Raw genomic sequence first — 19522 nt, forward strand, 5'->3', positions numbered from 1 at the left:
AAAGAGATTATTTTTTAAACTCCATGATGCGAGATTCTTTAATTGGCTTGTCTTCATCGTAACGTGTTTCGATAACGACAATCTCGCCTTCACGGATAGCCGAAATATATCCATCATTTCGGCCCATTTTTGAATTCTTAACTACTGTAAATACACCGCCATCTGGATCGCGAACCATCGCACGTGGGGTTCTTACGTCCCACAATATACCGATGATCTGCAATCTGTCCAAATCCCAGCGCTGCAAAGGCTCCAACTGATCCACGGGAACTTCTTTGCGGCTGACTTTAATAACTCTAAACGGCTTGAACGGATCGCGCTTGCCATTTGGATCATATACATAACTGTCTTTTGACAGCATATCCCCAATTGAAGGAGCTGCCGGTGCAGTTACCGCATCACCCATTGGCATCGGCTCCTGAGGGAAGTCAGCTGGAGCTGGTGCCGGAATTGCCGGCGGTGCCGTTTGCGTATTGGCAGGCGGCACATTTGGTGGAGGAGCCGGTGGCGGTGCTCCGCCTGGCGGAGCCTGATTTACTTCATTCATAAACTCAGGAGGCAAGTCTCCGTTGTTAGGCCCTGCGGCCGGAGGCCCCGGTGGCTGCTCCATAGGAGGCTGCTCTTGAGAGTATGCCGGAGACATGAACTTTGCGCTGACAGCGAATGCCAGCCAAAGCCCCAATGCAGCAACTATAATGTAAGACATCATCCATCTTACTGATTTCACTGCGCCGTCTCCGTTTTCTCTTTTTCAGGAGCGAGTTTATAACCCACAACCTGACCTTCAAATTTCAACTTCTTGGTCGGATCTGCATCCGACTGTTCTGTAATTACAATGTTCTTCACGCGTGCCATACGCTCCGAGGAGGACACGAGTGATACAAATTGCGCCAGCTGTGCGTAGCTGCCCTCCAGGGTCACGTCCACAGGAACTTCTTCAACGACTTCGCGTTTGATATTTTCCGTTGGCTTTTTGATTTTAACACTGACACCCGCGCCGCGCGCAAAACCGTCAATGGCCTTATTGATATCAATGGAAAATAACACCGTCGGCAGTCGACGTGAAATCTCCTGATATTGCTGACTGAGGCGCCCCAGCTTTTCACGCATTTCATTAACTTGTTTCAAAGTGGCGTCAGTGTCTTTCTTTTTGGCTTCCTGCTCCTGCACCTGCTGCTGAATACCGGCAATCTGCGCCTGAAGCGCGGAACCGTCGTCATACAAAGTGAAGTAAAATGCTGCACAAAGCAGAATGCCTAAACCAAAAGCCTTCCCGTAGGTATATGTGGCAAGTGTTTCGAAGAACTTATTCATTGTGCTCTCTCCAAAACCGCGCTGATTTCAAATTTCTTTAAAATCATTCCATCCACAGTTACTTCCGTGGAACTGACCAAATTCACATCCATCAGGAAAACCGACTTCGTCAAAGCTTCCAAAAACTGCGATACTTCAAAATCACTCAGACCCAATCCCTGGACATTCATTTTTTCCGGATTCAAGTTCACTTGGGTCAGCCATGCTTTTTCTGGAATTACCTGCTGCAATAGATCCATGACGCGAATTTCGCGATAACGATCTCTGGAGATTTTATCAAGTGCAGAGATACGCGCCTCGATGATGGCTTCGTCTTCCTTGAACTTTTTGATCTCTGCCACGGAGGCAGCCTGCTTGGCATTGTATTCTTCAAGCTCTCGGAGAGTGGTTTGCATAGTCGTCAACTGCGCTTGCAGCTGGGGAATATGCTGTTCTTGATATACATAGAGACCAATAACCGGAATTAGCGCAACCACCAATCTCTTGATGGCTTCCTTGCGGGTTTCATCGGTAATAAGGATTTCACCCCCATCACCATCGCCAAATTGGGAACCAAGTGCCGCATTCGTCCCTACTGCAGGAGAGGCCAGATTAATTTTAATCACGTGCCATCCCCTTCCTGACGAAGCGCCAATCCGGTTACAACACCAGCAAAGTTGCGGATCTGCGCCAGATACTCTGGGGAGAACTTCTTGGGATTGGCCTTGATTTTGGCAAACGGATTGAATGGCTCCATTGGAATACCAGTCACACGCGTGATCGTTTCAACCAAGCCGGAGGTTTGAGAACTGCCGCCTGTATAGAAACAACGATTCAAAGTCAGACCATTTGTGGTTGCACTCAGGAAATCCAAACTGCTGCGAATTTCCTCGGTGACAGCTTCGTTGGTGGCGCTGATCACACTGTGCACATCATCAGGAACATCACGACGCGATACGGCACTGAGCTTCAATGCTTCCGCCTCGCCCACTGTGACACCCATCGCTTTGTGAATTTCATTTGTATAGTTGGCGCCACCAACCGGAATATCACGACAGAAAATAATTTCACCGTACTGAAGCACAACGAAGTTCGTGATCGAAGCACCAAAGTTCAAAATACCGATAACTTCGCCGGTGAATTTTCCGTAATTCGCCTCAAAGGAGTTAGCCAGCGCAAAGCCGCTGACATCCAGAATAGAGCATTTCAATGCACTGAATTCGATGACTTGTGTGTACTGGGTCACCAATTCATTTTGGGCGGCAATCAACAGAATATCCATTGTATCCGGAGAAACGCTGGTCGGAAGAATGTGATGGGCCAAGCTGATATTATTGATATCAAACGGAATGTATTGCTCGGCCTCGAAGCGAATTTGATCCTTGACCAACTTCTTGTCCATTTTTGGAATTGTGATTTTCTTGACGATAACCGCAGTTCCCCACATGGCAGTGGCAATGTTTTTTCGCTTGGATTTAACTTCGTTGATCAGATTCTGAATAGCTATACCAACTGATGCGATATCAACTATTTCGCCGCCAGAAACAGAACTTGGAGGAGTGGGAACGATACCAAAGGAGAGCAGCTGGGCTCCCTTTCCACTCACGTCCATTTCGGCTAATTTAATGGAACTCGTACCGATGTCGAGTCCGATTACTTTTTTCGATTTAAAAAACATTCTTTAGCTGCTTCCCCAGTTGAACCACTTCGATGTCTTTTTAAAGACTTACGTCTTTAGACGCAGGTCTAACATAGTAAATTATTTCTGCTTGGGAATGGAATGTCAAACCAGGGGTCTAGCGACTTTAGCTTAATCCAGGAAGAAAAAGGTCCAGGTACCACAATGCTATCGTCTGGCCGCCAAACAAATACAAGATCGCACCTAGGGCGAGGTAAGGTCCGAACGGAATTACAGTCTTTAGTCCTGCTTTTTGTTTTCTGGCGGCAACGATACCAACAACACTTCCGATGATGGCCGATGACATAATCACAAACGGAATGGCCTGCCATCCAACGATGGCACCGATCCAAGCCAGGAGTTTGATGTCTCCGCCCCCCATACCTTCCTGTTTGGTGAAGATCCAATATAGGTAAGCCATGCCCCACAAAAATCCCCCGCCCATCAACACACCAAATAGTGCATCCAGGAATTCACGTTGAGGATTCAATGCGGCCCCGACCAAACCAATCACGATACCGGAAAGTGTGAACTCATCCGGCAAAATCATATGATCCAGATCAATAAATGTACAAATCACCAAACCGAAAACAAACAATAGATATTCAATCAGTGACCAGGAAATACCTGCATAGTGATAACAAAGCGCAAATAGTACGCCCATGATGATTTCCACCAACGGATAGCGGAAAGAGAACTTGGCACCGCATTTACGGCATTTCCCACGAAGGAAAAACCAGCTAAAGATCGGAATATTGTCATACCATGCGATCTGCGTTTTGCAGCTGTAGCAATAGCTGCGTGGCTTAACGACACTTTCCTCGCGAGGCAGACGATAAATAACGACATTTCCAAAGCTGCCTAGCAAAGCACCAAAAACGAAGAAAACGATATAATAGAAGGTATCCAAACTAGACAATGTCTTTTCTCCTGAAACAGAAGTTTGTCAAAAGGACATAGATAACGAACCAACCCGTCATATGGGCTACCATCCACATAACATCTTTCGCCGGCAACCCGCTTTGCAGATAGTACGCCGACTTCCAATTCATGCGGTAAAGATTAGGTACAATCCAGTGAAGTCCTTCAACTATCTGAGTGAACATGGGTTCCTTGCTTTTTGCAGCAAAGAAAGCCAAATCTCCCAACCAATGTCCCAATAAGAACAGAACAATCCCCGCGCACAATGCCAATACAGGACGCACGACAAGGCTGAACCACATCACAAAAGCCAAAATCACCGAGCTTTCAAACCATAAGCTTAAACAGATTTCAGCAAAACCTATGAATTGTTCCGGCGTTTTCCAAATCCCCAGCAACACCGATAAAATTAGAGCCAGGATCCCCAGTAGAATCGTATTCAGTGCCAAAACCCCGAACAATTTGCCCAGAATAAACTGATTGCGAGTCACTGGACGGGACAAAATCAGCAGGCAAGTTTGCTTTTCAACCTCTTTGGCGATGATGTACGAGCCCGAAAAAAGGGCTATCCCCAAAAGGGCCAACTGCACACCCAGGAAACCAAAATCCGCCATGATTTTAATTTGTTCAGCAAATGAAAGCGCCCCCAACAGGAAGCTCAGTGCAATCATCAAAACAGCAATGACAATAACCACGAAGAAGATCTTTTCACGCAACATTTCACGCAAAGTCGTCTTTGCCAGAGTCCATACCTTAGACATTGCCAGCCTCACGATTCTTAAGCACCTGGAAGGCTTTTTCCAAGCTTTGAAACTCCGCCATAAACTGAGGAAGAGCCCCTTCATAGATAATTTTGCCTTTATTCACCACCACAAGACGGGAACACAATTCCTCCATGTCCTGAAGTAAATGACTGCTGAAGAAAAGGGTGACCCCGCGCTTTTGCTCTTCGCGCAGAATATCCTTCACTAAAGCACGGCCATCGGGATCCAAGCCCGACATGGGCTCATCCAAAATCAAAAGATCCGGACGGGTCAGAATAGCCTGTGCGATCCCCGCTCTTTGCAGCATCCCTTTGGAGTAGGTACGCAATCTGCGGTCACGGGCATCAAACAAGTCCACTTTTTTTAGGGCTTCGTGGGCTCTTTCGATAAAGTCTTTTTGAGTCAGACCATAACAAAGATTCCAATGAAGTCGCAAGAATTCCATCCCCGTCAAAAACTCATACAAATAAGGGCGCTCGGGCAAATACCCGATACGAGTTTTGGATTCACTGCTTAAAGGGGCACCAAAGAAGTCAATTCGTCCGCTGTCGGGACGAATAAAGTCGAAGATGCATTTAATGGTGGTGGTTTTTCCTGCTCCGTTACTTCCGACAAAACCGGTCGTCTGACCTTCTGGAAGTTGAAAGGAAACATTTTGCAATACGTGGCGATCTTTTTCGAAAAGCCCGCCCTTGAAAGTCTTATTTAAATTTTCAACAAGAAGTACTGACATTGATGCATTAAGGTTTCAGCTCAATATTCAAAGCTTTTACCATCTCCCTCACAGGATCATACTGTTTAGAGGTGGCTGGCATCAAGTCACGAGAACCCAAAATTTCAGAATAAGTGTTTTTATCCGCCGTTTGTTCCAGGATTTCAATCAAGGCAAACATCATATCATGGGTGACCTTGGGATATTCGTCATAAAAATCCTGCCGCACGCAGAAAGGATCATTGGGAATAGGCTGACTCATCCAAATGACTCTGAACTTATTCTTGGTGTCAGCAAATTTAACCCAAGCCCCCTGCTTCCCCTGCTCGTCATCGCTGAACACTGCTGCCGCGTCGACCTCATTGGACTCAAGTGCTTTGATGGACGCCTGGTGATTACCAGTAAACTGGACCTTCAAGTCCTTTTCTTCCAGGCCTTGCCTATGAATTTCCACCTTTGGATACAGATATCCCGAGGAGGATTGCTCGTCGACAAAAGCAATTCTTTTGCCCTTCAGATCCTTCACATTTTTTATTTTGGATTTAGCCGGAACTACTATTGCCGAATAGTAGTACGGCTCCTGCCAAACCTTTTTCAGCAAAACTTTGGCCTGCGCCTGTTTTTCCGCCAACACAAATGTTGACGAAGAGAAGAACGCGAAATCAACTTTCTTGTTCTTCATCGCATCGACAAGTCCGGTGTAGTTCTTGGAAATATACATTGTCACTGGAATACGCAAACGTGCCTGCAGCTCCCGAGCCAAAGCCATGCCTTGCTCGGCTTCCTTTTTAGGATCACCACCGGGAATCATCCCGATTGTCAGTTGCGCTGGAGTTTTATCTGCGGCCTGAGTTACAGAACAAACCGCCATGGTCGCAAGGACGCAGAACACTGCTTTGCCAAACATTCGTGAAAATGAAATCAAAAGGCCTCCATCGATGGTAACGCTTCGACTGATGATGACTCATTTCTGGTGTTTTTCAAAGCAAGAACAAAGGCTTCAGCGGCATCACTCTCTGTCAGGCACGGAATATTGTAGTCCGTACAAGCTCGACGAATGTCGAAGCTGGCCTCGATCGCACGACGACCCGAGGTGGTGTTGATCACGAAGGCCACTTCGCCTGAGCGAATTTTGTCAACGCAGTGAGGACGCCCCTCATCGACCTTTCTTAATGAAAGACAGTTCACACCTTTATCATTAAAGAAAGCCGCCGTTCCTGTCGTCGCGGAAACTCCGTATCCCATTCTTTGCAGTTCACGAACCAGAGGCAACATGGCTTCTTTGTCTTTGTCCCGCAGAGAAAAGAAAACCTGGCCCGTTTTCGGAAGTCTTATGTTACTTGATAAGAATGCTTTGCATAGCGCTTCGGAATAATCCTTCCCGCGCCCCATACTTTCCCCGGTTGATTTCATTTCAGGCCCCAGGATGGAATCTGATTCCGGGAACTTCTTGAATGGGAACACAACACCTTTCACTGAAACTGTGGTTGTATTTCTCCACTTCAAATTGCCCAGATTCAATTCGCTCGCTTTCTTGCCCAACATCGCTGCGACACCAAGATCAATCAATGGAATGCCGGTTGCTTTAGCAACGAATGGAACTGAACGTGAGCTGCGAGGATTCGCTTCAAGCATATAGACAATGTCATTCTTTACTGCCAACTGCAGATTCAAATGCCCGATAACGCCAATGCGATTCGCCAATTGAATACTAAGTTGCTCGATACGGTCACAAGTTTCATTTTTCAAACGATGTGGTGGCAATACACCCATGGAGTCCCCGGAGTGAACGCCTGCAGCCTCGATATGCTCCACAACCCCGCCAATCAGGGTCCAATCCACACCACGTACCAAATCCACATCGACTTCAAGTGCGCCAGCGAGGAACTGATCCATCATGCACGGCTTTTCAGTGGAAATATAATCCCCATGTCGCTGGAAGTATGAAATCAATTCCTCACGGTTTTCGATCACTTCCATGCGACGTCCACCCAGGACATAGCTAGGGCGACAGATCATTGGATATCCGACTTGGTTCTCGCTGGCCAGTGCTTCTGTCAATGAGCCCGCCATTGCGGAGTTTGGAATTTCAAAATTCAATTCTTTGCAAATTTTCGTGAACAAGCCACGGTCTTCTGCAAGATCGATAGTCTGCAAGGAAGATCCAAGTAACTGATAACCTGCAGCCACCAAATCCGGAGCTACACTGATGGGCGTCTGACCACCCAATTGAGCAACAAAACCATACGGTTTCATGAAACGCATGATTTCGATCAAGCTTTCTGAAGTCAGCGGCTCAAAGAACAAGACATCCGAAGTGTCGTAGTCAGTGGAAACCGTTTCAGGATTGGAATTCACCATGATCACTTTTTTGCCATTTTTGCGGAATGCTTTCACACCGCGAACACAGCTGTAATCAAACTCGATACCCTGACCAATGCGATTCGGACCGCTGCCGATCACGACAACTGCATCCTTGGCGTTCACTTGAGCGGATTCAAAAGCCCAATAGCTGGAATAAAAATACGGCGTGGATGATTCAAACTCCCCGGCACAAGTGTCGACCTGTGAATACTTGGGAAACATCTGATGTTTTTCACGCAAAGTCTGAATGTATTTTGCATCCTGCCCCAGAATCTTTGCAAGGCGCGCATCCGTAAAACCTTTGCGCTTGGCCGACAACAGCAATTCAGTGTTGCCTTCGCTGAATTCATTTTTAAATTTAGTTTCAAATTTAATCAGGCCTTCAATTTGCTCAAGATAGTAAGGAATGATGCCCGTCAAATCCTGGATTTCGGCGACAGTTTTACCGTCACGGAACGCCTGGAAGAGATGATAAATTCGCTGACTGTTTGGATAAGAGATCTTGCCTGTCTCCAGCACAACTTCTGGAATCGCCTGAGGATTCATCTCCAGACTCGCCAGAGCTTTCATCATGGATTCCTGCAGTGTGCGCCCGATTCCCATAACCTCTCCGACGCTTTTCATCTGAGTCGTTAAAGAATCCTTGGAGCCCTGAAACTTTTCAAAAGCAAAACGCGGAATTTTAGTTACCACGTAGTCCAGCGCCGGTTCGTAGCACGACGGCGTCACCTGAGTGATGTCATTTTTAAGTTCTTCAAGACTGTATCCGATTGACAGCAATGCTGCGATTTTAGCGATCGGAAATCCCGTGGCCTTGCTGGCAAGCGCGGATGAACGGCTCACGCGAGGATTCATCTCAATAACAACACGTTCGTGGGTGGTCGGATGAACGGCGAACTGAATATTCGCACCGCCCGTTTGAATTCCCACTTCATTGATGATCTTGCAGGCCTCATCACGCATCGACTGATATTGACGATCACTCAAAGTTTGCTGAGGTGCGATTGTAATGCTGTCGCCCGTGTGCACCCCACATGGATCCAGGTTTTCGATGCTGCAAACAACAACAAATGAACCCCGGTAGTCACGCATGACTTCCAGTTCATACTCTTTCCATCCCAGAATGCTTTCTTCGACCAACACTTCTGAAGTTGGACTTTCATGAAGAGCACCCACCAGCATGCTTTGATATTCTTCCGGCGAGTAGGCAATGCCTCCGCCGCCTCCACCCAATGTGTAATTGGGACGAAGGATCAAGGGGTAACCCAAATCATCGGCTACTTGTAAACCATGTTCGAAAGTACGCACCAGATGACTTTTTGGATACTTGGCGCCGATTTTATCAAGAAGTCCGCGGAAGATCTCGCGATCCTCTCCGGCTTTGATCACTTGGGGTGTCGCCCCCAGCAGTTGAACTTTATACTTCTGGAGAATGCCTTTGCCATGCAGATCCAAGGCAAGATTCAGTGCTGTTTGACCGCCCAGAGTGGGAATAACCGCATCAGGCATTTCCTTGGCGATGATCTTTTCCAGATAGTCGACCTTAAGAGGCTCAACGTATACGCGTGTGGCAATTTCGGGATCTGTCATGATGGTCGCTGGATTTGAGTTAACCAGGATGACTTCCAATCCCTCTTTCATCAGGGCCTTACAGGCCTGAGTGCCGGAGTAATCGAACTCACAGGCTTGTCCAATCACGATCGGTCCGGATCCAATAATCAAAACCTTTTTAATGTCGGACTTGCGTGGCACTCTATCCCCCTTGCGAAAATACAATTTATCAAAACCTAAGCAAAAAAAACTCCGGATATACCGGAGATAAATAAAATAAAACTAAATACCGAGCTTACCCTCGTTGGAGTAAATCATCTCTGGCCTTACATGCTTGTACTGCTCAAATTTATATCTCATCTTGATCAGACGAAGCATCATAAGATCAGGATCCAAATCCGGATCCTTGCGATGACGTTTAACCTCGCTCAAGATGAACTTTTTGGCACTTTCAGGATGAAAGCAGAAGCCGCGCGTGAAAATAAAAGACTCCCCTTGTGGGATCAAACGCACTTCAAACAACTCATCCGGATCAAAACCAAATACGTAAGATGATTCTTTAACCACCAACTTCTTGTTCGCCATCAGGTCCTTGATATACACGTCGCCATTTTTGATTTTGATAAATTCAAAGATGGAATGACGATGCTTTTTAAGGACTTCGATAAGATCTTTTTCATCTTCAGTAAATCGCAACTCGCGAACCAGGTGGCAGGCGTCCAAAGGAGTCTGACCGAAACCCTTCAATTCCCGTGTAAAGAAATACCAGTCATAAAACTGTGCCATGCGGGATTCATAGTGTTCTGAATTTTCATCCAGTGTTCCCGCATTTTCAAAGAATTCCTTTTTGGCCATAGCCAACTCATCCCTGAAGGCATCGCTCACAAAATGATTAAGAATCTTCTCAATTAACTTTTCGTATTCGTTCATATCATCCGCTCTACAAAATAACTAAACAGGCCACTCGCCTCGTGCGGGCCTGGGCAACTTTCAGGATGATATTGTATTCCTAAACACTTTCTTTTTTCACTATAAAAACCTGCCACAGTGCCATCATTTAGATTGGTATGCGTCACTTTGACGTCCTCAGGCAAGGTCGCTGGGTCCACGGCGTACCCATGATTTTGGCTGGTCATATAAATTTGATTTAAAATCTGATCCTGAATCGGATGGTTGCTGCCACGATGCCCGAATTTCAATTTATAGGTCTTGCCTCCCAGAGCGAGCCCCAAAATCTGATGACCCATGCAAATCCCAAAGATGGGTTTTACTCCCAAAAGCTCCTTAACCGTGCCGATTGCCACTTTAACATCTGCAGGATCCCCGGGGCCATTTGTCAGCATGATTCCATCTGGATTGTACTCCATGATTTCCTGCACAGTACTACGGCTGTTGAATATCTTGATTTCAGAACAGCGGTTTTGCAGCTCGCGCAGAATATTCTCTTTGCTGCCAAAATCCAAAACAGCCACCCGCGGGCCCACCATGTTGTCACCACGACGAACTTCAGGAGCCGGTCGTGACGCCAGATAGACCCAATCCTTATCCAAAGTTTTCTTTTTACCAATCAAATCTTGGGCAATTGCCTTGGCCTGGGATTCATCGGCCGCATGAACCAACGCCCCCCAAGGTGTCCCACCTTTACGAAGTCGAAGAACCAGGTGTCTAGTGTCCAATTCTGTTAGCATCGGAATCTTGTTGTCGATCAAACGCTTCTTCCAGGCTTGGTCCCGCTCTGTATCCTGAACTTCCAGACAAATAAATCCTTCGATCCAAAGTTGACGGGACTCCCACGCAGCGTCTTCAATTCCGTAGTTCCCCTGCATCGGGGCTGTCATCACCACAATTTGAGAGAAGTAAGAGGGATCCGTGGCAATTTCCTCATAGCCTGAGTGGGACGTATTAAATACTACTTCGCCTGCACGATTTTCACCACCGTGCCAAGCGCCCTGATATGCTTCGCCCGTCTCTAACACAAGCCAACCCTTCATAATCCCCCCAAAACATCGAGCAAAATCGCCTGACGAATTAATACACCATTGGTGACCTGATCCAAAACACGACAACGGGAGTCCTTCTTCAAAACCTCTGCATCCATCTCGGTTCCCTGATTGATGGGCCCCGGATGCATGATCAGCGCATCCTTTGAAAGACTCTTTAAATTTTCAACGGTAAATCCAAAATCATTGCGATAATTCCCAAGTGAGTGCTGCCCTTGATGACGCTCCAACTGCACTCGCAAAGCCATGGCCACCGAGCACCACTTCAGGCCCTCAGACAATGTCTCAAACACTTTTACCTTCGCGTGAACCGGCAAAAACTCCTGCGGTCCGCAGAAGGCGACTTCATAATTCAATTTGGCAGCAAGCTCGATGTGCGAAGCCGCCACCCGAGAGTGACGAGCATCCCCGACAATCAGAACTTTTTGATTCTCAATAGAACCCAAATGCTTCCTGATCGTGTATGCATCCAGCAGCCCCTGCGTGGGATGCCCTTTTTTACCCCATCCCGCATTTATAAGGGGCATTGAAACTTGCGCAGCAATGGCATTGAAATCCAGGTCATCACCGGAGCGAATCACCAGGAACGCCGGCTTCATCGCAGCGACATTTATAACGGTGTCTTCAAGAGTCTCACCCTTTTCAAGACTGCTGCCGGACTTTCCATCAAGTAACATCGGATACACACCCAAATGCGCACAAGCCGTTTCAAAACTCATACGCGTGCGCGTGCTGGCTTCAAAAAATAAAAGGGCCCCGGTTTTGCCGAAGCCCTTGGATGTTAAAATTGGATTCGCCGCCAACTGGTCTGCAGTTGAAAAAAGACGGTCGATTTTTTCTTTTTCAAGATTAACTAAATCAAGAATGGAGTGCTGAGTTCTAGATGACATCTAGAAGAACAGCCTAGAAGGCTGAAGGTTTCCTGTCAATCAACGGAGGAAAAAACTCTGTTCCAACGCACCGAAGGATAACGATCGCCGCCCCATTTCTCCTGCCAATCAAGGGAAAGCCAGATCAACACCACTTTTCCCATAATCTGCGAAGATGGAACTGTACCCCAATAGCGCGAGTCGTCACTTGCATCGCGGTTGTCACCTAGAATAAAGACTTCACCAGGCGGCACTATGATGGGGCCGAAATCTTTACCCTGGGACTGCTTTTGAAAAATCACTCTCCATGAGGAATCCTGAGTCTTCTCCTCGAAGATCTCGAACAGGTCATGATTTGGATTGTCGGCATCACTGCCACTCACCATCACATACTCAAGGGGCTGATCATTCAGAATCAATCGACCATCCACCATTTGAATCTTATCCCCTGGCAACCCCACAACACGCTTTACGTTCGAAATCTCGTGTTGATTGGAATAGTTGAAGACCACGACGTCGCCGCGTTCTGGAAAAGTCAGATGCCATTTTTTATCAGAGAATGGAATTTGAATACCGTAAGCCACTCGCGAGGAGAAAATAAAATCGCCTGGCTTAAGAGTAGGCTGCATGGAGCCGGTGGGAACTTTGTAAGCGGTAACCAGATAGCTGCGCACAAAGAGCGCAAAAAAAACCGCGATTACCAAAGTTGTTATGTATTCCCGCCAACGAGTCATGGAAGAATCTTAACCAACTTTTATAATCGCGGATAGCTTTTTTGAAGATACGAAAAAACTAGTATTCGTCCTCATAAATCGGAGATGGATTTACATCTCTGTTTTCCATGAAAATCACAGCCTTGGTGCCATACAAAGACTTGTGGAAGAACTCCACCAAGCAACCGCTGTTTTCACGACCTGGAGTCCAGATGATTTTAGCTTCAACAGATTGAGTGAATGTTCTTTTGGCAGAATTATATGAGCTATCCAACAACAATACGTCAGTCACTTTACATTTGAAACCATTCGCTTGTTCAGAAACAAGAACAGTTGGCAAAACCTTGCCGTCTGTTTCAACAACTACGCGCAATGAAATCACACCGTCTTGGTTGGAAGCACTGACTGCCTCAACATAGTTTGTACGATCTTCAAGATTCGTATAGTTCGCGCTGTAAGCAAACGCGCTTACTGACATCAATAGCGTCATAGCAAAAGAAAGCATCTTCATGGTTTTACTCCTTGGATTTGATTTGGGAGTACTACCACAGACTGGAGCTTCCCCAATAACGCTGAGCATTATTGTGTAAAATAAACCCGTTTGTATAAACTTTGATCGCGTCTTAAGTGTTTGTTTTTATTGAATTGTTTTAAACAATCGGGACCATCTCATTTGCGCGGGATCGCACATGAAACGCATGGATGGCAAGGTGCTGTCACAAGATAACCAAATGACCCAGGCACGACCCACAATATAATCCGACTTTACGAAGCCCCACACCCGGGAATCACTGGATTGATCGCGATTGTCGCCCATGAAAAAATACTGCCCCTCCGGAACCTTGAAGGTTTGCGCCGGCGGATCGTCTTCGAATTTATAATCCATAAATCGAATCAAATGAGAGTCGTCATTGAAGTATTCTTTGAAGTAGGTAAATCCGGATTCAAACAGATCACTTTGCTGGGAGTCCAAACGCAAAGTTTCACCGTTCAAAGTGATTTGACCGGCCTTGACTACGATATCATCCCCAGGAAGCCCGACCAGTCGTTTGATGTAGTAGACATCCGGATTTTCCGGATACTTGAACACCACGATGTCTCCGCGCTTTGGAGAACTCCACTGCAGCAACCATTTATCACTGAATGGCAAATGCAACCCATAGGAGAATTTCTTAACCAAAATGTGATCGTGAATTAAAAGATTCGGGATCATACTTCCCGATGGAATAACGAATGGCTCTACGATAGACCAACGAACACCCAACACCAGCAGGATAGGAAAAAGGAACGTTAGAATCGCCTGATTCCACGTTCCTTTCAGATTTTTTTCAACTGGTGTTTCTGAACTCATTGACTAGTTAACAGGATGGAAGAATCGCTTCCAACGTAGCGTCAACGGATTGCACAGCATTGGTAGCGCAGGAATAGTTTCTTCGCAAGACAACCACACAAACATCGCGCGTCCCAGGATGTTTTGCTTAGGCAGGAAACTCCACACACGGCTGTCCATGGAGTTCATGCGATTATCACCCATCACGAACAAGTGATCTTCAGGAACTACAACCGGACCGAAAGTGTCATAGAAGTCGCCCTTACGAAGCAAGATTGAATGATCTTTGCCCTCTCCGCCCACTTTACCAGGAGGAAGTGCCTCTGTGAATTCCACATAGTTGGATTTCGCATCATTGACGTTGCCGTCACGAGTGAAGTCAGCGTCGCGCAACCAATCAAAATCCACTTGCGAGGACGGAACTTTCTTTTCAACTGGTTTGTCGTTGATATAAAGAGTCCCGTTTTCATAATAGATCTTATCGCCCGGCTCACCCACGATACGTTTGATAAAGAATGTGCTCATGTCGCGAGGGAATTTGAAAACGATCACTTCACCACGTTTTGGTTCACTAAATTTTACCAGCCAGTTTTCGCTGAAAGGCACGCGCAAACCGTAAGTGAACTTGTTCACAAAAATATGGTCGTGAATCAACAAGCTTGGAAGCATGGATCCTGATGGGATGACATACGCTTCAACAAAGCCCCAACGAATGAACAACGCGATGAAAACTGCAAGGAAGAGTGAACCCCAACCTTCTGTCCAAAAGTGTTTCGTTCTCCAGTCCCATGGTTTTGGTTTGTTTGCCTGATCCTTAGACATAACCTAGTCCTCTACTTTCAAGATTGCCAAGAATGCTTCCTGAGGAACATCGACGGAGCCGACGGACTTCATACGCTTCTTACCTTCTTTTTGTTTCTCCAAAAGCTTACGTTTACGGGAGATGTCACCACCATAACATTTGGCAGTAACGTCTTTACGAATAGCTCCTTGAGTTTCACGAGCGATAATTTTTGAACCAATTGCAGCTTGAATATTGATTTGGAACTGTTGACGAGGGATGAGTTCTTTCATCTTCTCTGTCAATTTACGACCACGAGTGACCGCTTTTGATCTGTGAACGATCAATGACAATGCATCGATCGGTTCAGAGTTGATCAAGATATCCAATTTCACCAGGTCAGCTTCTTCGAAACCGATGAATTCATACTCCAAAGACGCGTAACCTTTGGAGATCGATTTCAAACGGTCATAGAAATCCATAACCATTTCATTCATCGGAAGTTTGTACTCGATGATAACTTTTTTCTCGTTCACGTATTCCATCTTAAGCTGAGCACCGCGTTTGTCTTCACATAGCTTTAAAATGCCGCCGATGTATTCAGTGGGAGTATGCAAAGTCACCTTAACGTAAGGCTCTTCAAATTTTGCAATTTTTGATTCATCCGGCATGCCTGATGGATTTTCCAACATCAGCACTGTGCCGTCCGTTTGCGTGATTTGGTAGACAACCGTTGGAGCTGTCGTGATCAAATCAAGATTGAACTCACGCTCCAAACGTTCTTGAACGATCTCCATATGCAGAAGCCCCAAGAAGCCGCAACGGTAACCGAAACCAAGAGCCGCGGATTTTTCCACTTCGAATGACAACGAAGAGTCGTTCAAGCAAAGTTTATCCAAAGCGTCTTTCAAGCTTTCGTATTCCGAAGCTACGACTGGGAAAATACCTGCGAATACCATCGGCTTGATTCTTTGGAAACCTGCCAAAGGCTCCGCTGCCGGATGTTTTGCACTGGTAACAGTATCACCCACTTTAACGTCACGGATATCTTTGATACCGCAGATGATAAAGCCCACTTCGCCCGCCTCAAGAGTGTCTTGAGGAGCTGGGAATGGTTTGTATTTACCCATGCGCAAAACTTCGTAATCACGGTCTGTCGCCATGAATTTGATTCTGTCGCCTTTTTTGATCGTACCGTCCATCATACGAACCAAGACAACAACGCCTTGATAAGCATCGAACCAAGAGTCAAAAATCAACCCGCGAGGAGTTAATGTTTTGTCTGCCTTTGGTGGCGGAACTTTTTCAACGATCGCTTCAAGAATATCAGTGATACCGATTTTCTCCTTGGCCGACGCGTGAATGATTCCCGTTGTATCCAAACCAACTGTGTCTTCGATTTGTCTTGCTACGCCCTCTGGGTCTGCAGATGGCAAATCGATTTTGTTCAAGACTGGAATGATCTCAAGATTATTTTCCATCGCAAGATAAACGTTTGCGAGAGTTTGAGCTTCCACCCCTTGTGCGGCATCGACAACTAAGATCGCGCCCTCACAAGCAGCCAGTGAACGAGAAACTTCGTAAGAGAAGTCCACGTGTCCCGGTGTATCGATCAAATTGATCTGATACATGTTGCCGTCTTTCGATTTGAAATCCAGGCACACAGTTTGAGCTTTGATTGTGATCCCACGCTCACGCTCAAGTTCCATGTTGTCCAGAAACTGTTCTTTCTTTTCACGATCGGAAAGAGAACCTGTTGCTGAAAGAAGACCATCCGCCAAAGTTGATTTGCCGTGGTCGATATGAGCGATAATTGCGAAGTTACGTATAAACTTAGGATCCATTGGCGCCATTATGATAAAAGAAGCGCCGAGTTGCTAGAGACAACTCGGCGCAATGATTAATAAATTTCAAAATCTAACAGGCTCTAAACCAAGCCTTTTACAGCTTCCTTTAGCTGATCAACCTTATTTAGCTTCTCCCAAGAGAAACCTTCTTCCGTGCGACCGAAGTGGCCGTACGCAGCAGTTTGGGAGTAAATCGGTCTCAAAAGGTCCAAATCCTTCGTAATGCGAGCTGGGCGCAAGTCAAAGACCTGACGAACTGCTTTTTCAAGCACTTCGGAACCCACTTTGCTTGTACCGAAATCGTTTACTGTGATTGAAACCGGCTCAGCAACACCAATCGCGTAAGCAACTTGAAGCAAGCAGCGATCCGCCAAACCTGCACCCACGATGTTCTTAGCGATATGACGAGCTGCGTAAGCTGCAGAACGATCCACTTTAGAAGGGTCTTTACCTGAGAAAGCACCGCCACCGTGTGCACCATGACCACCGTAAGTGTCCACGATGATTTTACGACCCGTCAAACCAGCATCACCCATTGGACCACCCGTTACAAAACGGCCTGTTGGATTGATGAAGAATTTGGTTTTTGCGTCGATCCACTGAGCTGGGATTGATTTTTTGATCAACTCTTCAGTGATGAATTCTTTGATTGTCGCGTTGGAAACGCTGTCAGCGTGCTGAGTGGAAATAACCACTGCATCGATGCGTTTTGCGATACCGTTTTCGTATTGAACGGTTACTTGGGATTTAGCATCCGGGCGCAACCAGTCTACTTTGTTGGCTTTACGAAGAGTCGCCAAATCCTTAACCAGTCGGTGAGACATAGCGATGGATAGAGGCATCAACTCTGGAGTTTCGTTAACTGCGTAACCGAACATCAAACCCTGATCGCCAGCTCCTTGATCATCAGACAGAGTTTCCTTAACACCGACAGCGATGTCTGGAGACTGTTGGCCAACTGCAACCGTCACTGCACAGGTTTTGTAGTCAAAACCCTTGTCAGAATGGTCGTAACCAATACGTTTAACAACATCACGAGCCACTTCTGAAAAGTTCACTTTTGCAGAAGTTGTGATTTCACCAGCGACAACGATCAAACCTGTTGTTAGCAAAGTCTCACAGGCAACACGACCTTTTGGGTCTTGAGCCAGAATAGCATCCAGGATGCCATCAGAGATTTGATCGGCCATTTTATCCGGATGGCCTTCAGAAACAGATTCACTCGTAAAAAGATAGTTTTTCACTTCTATTTTTCCTTATGGACGAAGCTGCTGCACACTAACCGGGGCAGAGTGCAGCAAGGATTGATTGACTCTACTTTAAGTCAGCCTCGCAACCTATCAAAGTCGAATTTGGGGGTCAACCAATTGCCGGGGCCTTCTTAAGGAAAAGACTGACCCGAGTTCCACGACTGGCAGAGTCTAAACCATCACATATGCTGTGTATTTGCAGACGACCATGAGCTTTATCCAAGTAGTGCTTCATGAGTAAAAGTCCAAAACCAGTCCCTTTTTCACCCCAAGTGCCTGGCGAGGAAGACAGCGCCCCCGCAAGCTCCCATTGAGAAATGCGGTCCGGCTGGATTCCCACCCCGTAGTCCCTAATAACCACTTCATACTCAGTGCCGTGAGAAACCCCGGTCACTTCAATTTTGCTGCCTGGATTGCTAAATTTGATCGCATTGGAGATGGCGTTGCAGACAACCTGAGTTCGTAAACTGATCTCATCACCTAAAACAAAGGCAGACTTCACGTCCTCGCTGATTTCCAAGGTCAGGTTTTTTTCGCGAAAGCGCTCGGCAAATAACGCTGACACCGACTCCAGCAAACCATTCATGGATACTGGCAGAATATTCAGCACCACCCGGCCCGAATCAGCGGCATCAAAGTGACGGGCGTTCTCCACAGTGCTGCGAATATTGCCTATAATTTTCTTGGAATGGCTGAGCTCTGCTTCCAACTCCGGCACGCGATTCTGAATTCTGGATTGAGTCATCTCCACCACTGCCAAAGGATTCAGGATGTCATGAGTGATGGCACGAAACAGCTGGCGAATCTGCATGTTCTTTGCCGAAATTTTATTGTGATAAAAATATCCCAGCTCAACGAAGAACAAGGAGAATCCACCAACAAGAGCGATCAACCCCAAGCCAACCATAAACTGAACCACGACTTTGCCATCTTCTGACAATTGGTTTGGCGGCACCAGGCCTCGGGTCTGCGCAAGGAACATGAGCGCATAACCCGCAACGCAGATAAATATCCAGGTCAATGCGTGGGTCTTATTCGTCAGAATAGCCACGATCATCGGCAAAACCGCAATCCAGAATAAAGTGGGAGCGAAAAATCCACCGGTAAAATAAGCAAACGCAGTCTGGAAGGTCATTCCTGCAGCCACCATCACGTAAGTCGCAAAAGCAATCGATCGAGTGATCTTGTACCACATCGGACAGAACGCATGAACTATGGCGCAGGTAAATCCAATGGATGCCAGTCGCTTATCCACAACCAGAACTACAGAGAGGATGCTATACATCCACATGAACAAACCCGTTAACAGAGTGATAGCTACCAACAGGCGATACTTATAGGACCTGGTAAGCGCATCATCTTCCACAACAGAGGAAAACAGCCAATTACCAAAAAAAATGCCAGATTCGGTGCTTTTCATCAGCACATTAAACAACAAAAGGTGGTCAC

Annotated in this window: 19 protein-coding genes; all 19 read right to left on the reverse strand. The window is 46.5% G+C overall.

From position 1 onward, the window contains the following. Positions 1 to 7 precede the first annotated feature (7 nt). The gene (locus ACLVWR_RS02825; protein ID WP_413582433.1) at positions 8 to 727 is read right to left on the reverse strand and encodes a pilus assembly protein PilP; all 720 of its coding nucleotides are present in this window, start codon (positions 725 to 727) and stop codon (positions 8 to 10) included. After that, entirely contained in the window at positions 724 to 1314 is a 591-nt protein-coding gene (gene pilO, locus ACLVWR_RS02830) for a type 4a pilus biogenesis protein PilO (protein ID WP_413582434.1), read from the reverse strand. The genes ACLVWR_RS02825 and pilO overlap by 4 nt, the downstream gene beginning before the upstream one ends. After that, on the reverse strand, positions 1311 to 1919 hold the full coding sequence (locus ACLVWR_RS02835) for a PilN domain-containing protein (RefSeq protein ID WP_413582435.1): 609 nt from the start codon (positions 1917 to 1919) through the stop codon (positions 1311 to 1313). The genes pilO and ACLVWR_RS02835 overlap by 4 nt, the downstream gene beginning before the upstream one ends. Continuing rightward, a complete protein-coding gene (pilM, locus tag ACLVWR_RS02840; protein WP_340596244.1) occupies positions 1916 to 2971 on the reverse strand; it encodes a type IV pilus assembly protein PilM in 1056 nt (351 codons plus the stop codon). Before pilM ends, ACLVWR_RS02835 begins: the two co-directional genes overlap by 4 nt. Before the next feature lie 127 nt (positions 2972 to 3098). Continuing rightward, the gene (locus tag ACLVWR_RS02845; protein ID WP_413582436.1) at positions 3099 to 3890 is read right to left on the reverse strand and encodes a prepilin peptidase; all 792 of its coding nucleotides are present in this window, start codon (positions 3888 to 3890) and stop codon (positions 3099 to 3101) included. Further along, the gene (locus ACLVWR_RS02850) at positions 3883 to 4653 is read right to left on the reverse strand and encodes an ABC transporter permease (RefSeq protein ID WP_340596242.1); all 771 of its coding nucleotides are present in this window, start codon (positions 4651 to 4653) and stop codon (positions 3883 to 3885) included. Before ACLVWR_RS02850 ends, ACLVWR_RS02845 begins: the two co-directional genes overlap by 8 nt. Then, on the reverse strand, positions 4646 to 5389 hold the full coding sequence (locus ACLVWR_RS02855; RefSeq protein ID WP_340596241.1) for an ABC transporter ATP-binding protein: 744 nt from the start codon (positions 5387 to 5389) through the stop codon (positions 4646 to 4648). Before ACLVWR_RS02855 ends, ACLVWR_RS02850 begins: the two co-directional genes overlap by 8 nt. 7 nt (positions 5390 to 5396) lie before the next feature. Next, the gene (gene phnD / locus ACLVWR_RS02860; protein ID WP_413582437.1) at positions 5397 to 6293 is read right to left on the reverse strand and encodes a phosphate/phosphite/phosphonate ABC transporter substrate-binding protein; all 897 of its coding nucleotides are present in this window, start codon (positions 6291 to 6293) and stop codon (positions 5397 to 5399) included. Continuing rightward, positions 6290 to 9484, reverse strand: a complete 3195-nt coding sequence (gene carB, locus ACLVWR_RS02865) for a carbamoyl-phosphate synthase large subunit (RefSeq protein WP_413582438.1) — start codon at positions 9482 to 9484, stop codon at positions 6290 to 6292. The genes phnD and carB overlap by 4 nt, the downstream gene beginning before the upstream one ends. An 81-nt stretch (positions 9485 to 9565) precedes the next feature. Further along, positions 9566 to 10213, reverse strand: a complete 648-nt coding sequence (locus tag ACLVWR_RS02870; RefSeq protein WP_340596238.1) for a hypothetical protein — start codon at positions 10211 to 10213, stop codon at positions 9566 to 9568. After that, positions 10210 to 11274 carry a glutamine-hydrolyzing carbamoyl-phosphate synthase small subunit gene (carA, locus tag ACLVWR_RS02875; RefSeq protein WP_413582439.1) on the reverse strand — a complete coding sequence of 355 codons (1065 nt, stop codon included), beginning with the start codon at positions 11272 to 11274 and terminating at the stop codon, positions 10210 to 10212. The genes ACLVWR_RS02870 and carA overlap by 4 nt, the downstream gene beginning before the upstream one ends. After that, positions 11271 to 12173 carry an aspartate carbamoyltransferase catalytic subunit gene (locus ACLVWR_RS02880; RefSeq protein ID WP_413582440.1) on the reverse strand — a complete coding sequence of 301 codons (903 nt, stop codon included), beginning with the start codon at positions 12171 to 12173 and terminating at the stop codon, positions 11271 to 11273. The genes carA and ACLVWR_RS02880 overlap by 4 nt, the downstream gene beginning before the upstream one ends. Positions 12174 to 12208: 35 nt before the next feature. Beyond that, positions 12209 to 12886: a signal peptidase I gene (lepB, locus tag ACLVWR_RS02885; protein ID WP_413582441.1), complete on the reverse strand. Its 678-nt coding sequence runs from the start codon at positions 12884 to 12886 to the stop codon at positions 12209 to 12211. A gap of 58 nt (positions 12887 to 12944) precedes the next feature. Continuing rightward, the gene (locus tag ACLVWR_RS02890) at positions 12945 to 13376 is read right to left on the reverse strand and encodes a hypothetical protein (protein WP_413582442.1); all 432 of its coding nucleotides are present in this window, start codon (positions 13374 to 13376) and stop codon (positions 12945 to 12947) included. Between the two features lie 126 nt (positions 13377 to 13502). Then, a complete protein-coding gene (lepB, locus tag ACLVWR_RS02895) occupies positions 13503 to 14216 on the reverse strand; it encodes a signal peptidase I (RefSeq protein ID WP_413582443.1) in 714 nt (237 codons plus the stop codon). Between the two features lie 3 nt (positions 14217 to 14219). Then, entirely contained in the window at positions 14220 to 15017 is a 798-nt protein-coding gene (lepB, locus tag ACLVWR_RS02900; protein WP_340596232.1) for a signal peptidase I, read from the reverse strand. A 3-nt stretch (positions 15018 to 15020) separates the two neighbouring features. Next, entirely contained in the window at positions 15021 to 16820 is a 1800-nt protein-coding gene (lepA, locus tag ACLVWR_RS02905) for a translation elongation factor 4 (protein ID WP_413582444.1), read from the reverse strand. Between the two features lie 83 nt (positions 16821 to 16903). Beyond that, entirely contained in the window at positions 16904 to 18073 is a 1170-nt protein-coding gene (gene metK, locus ACLVWR_RS02910; protein ID WP_413583470.1) for a methionine adenosyltransferase, read from the reverse strand. 109 nt (positions 18074 to 18182) lie between these two features. Beyond that, positions 18183 to 19493 (reverse strand): sensor histidine kinase, encoded by a 1311-nt coding sequence (locus tag ACLVWR_RS02915; RefSeq protein ID WP_413582445.1) that lies wholly within the window; start codon positions 19491 to 19493, stop codon positions 18183 to 18185. Positions 19494 to 19522 lie beyond the last annotated feature (29 nt).

The organism is Bdellovibrio sp. HCB288, from assembly GCF_047305935.1.
Taxonomy (GTDB): domain Bacteria; phylum Bdellovibrionota; class Bdellovibrionia; order Bdellovibrionales; family Bdellovibrionaceae; genus Bdellovibrio.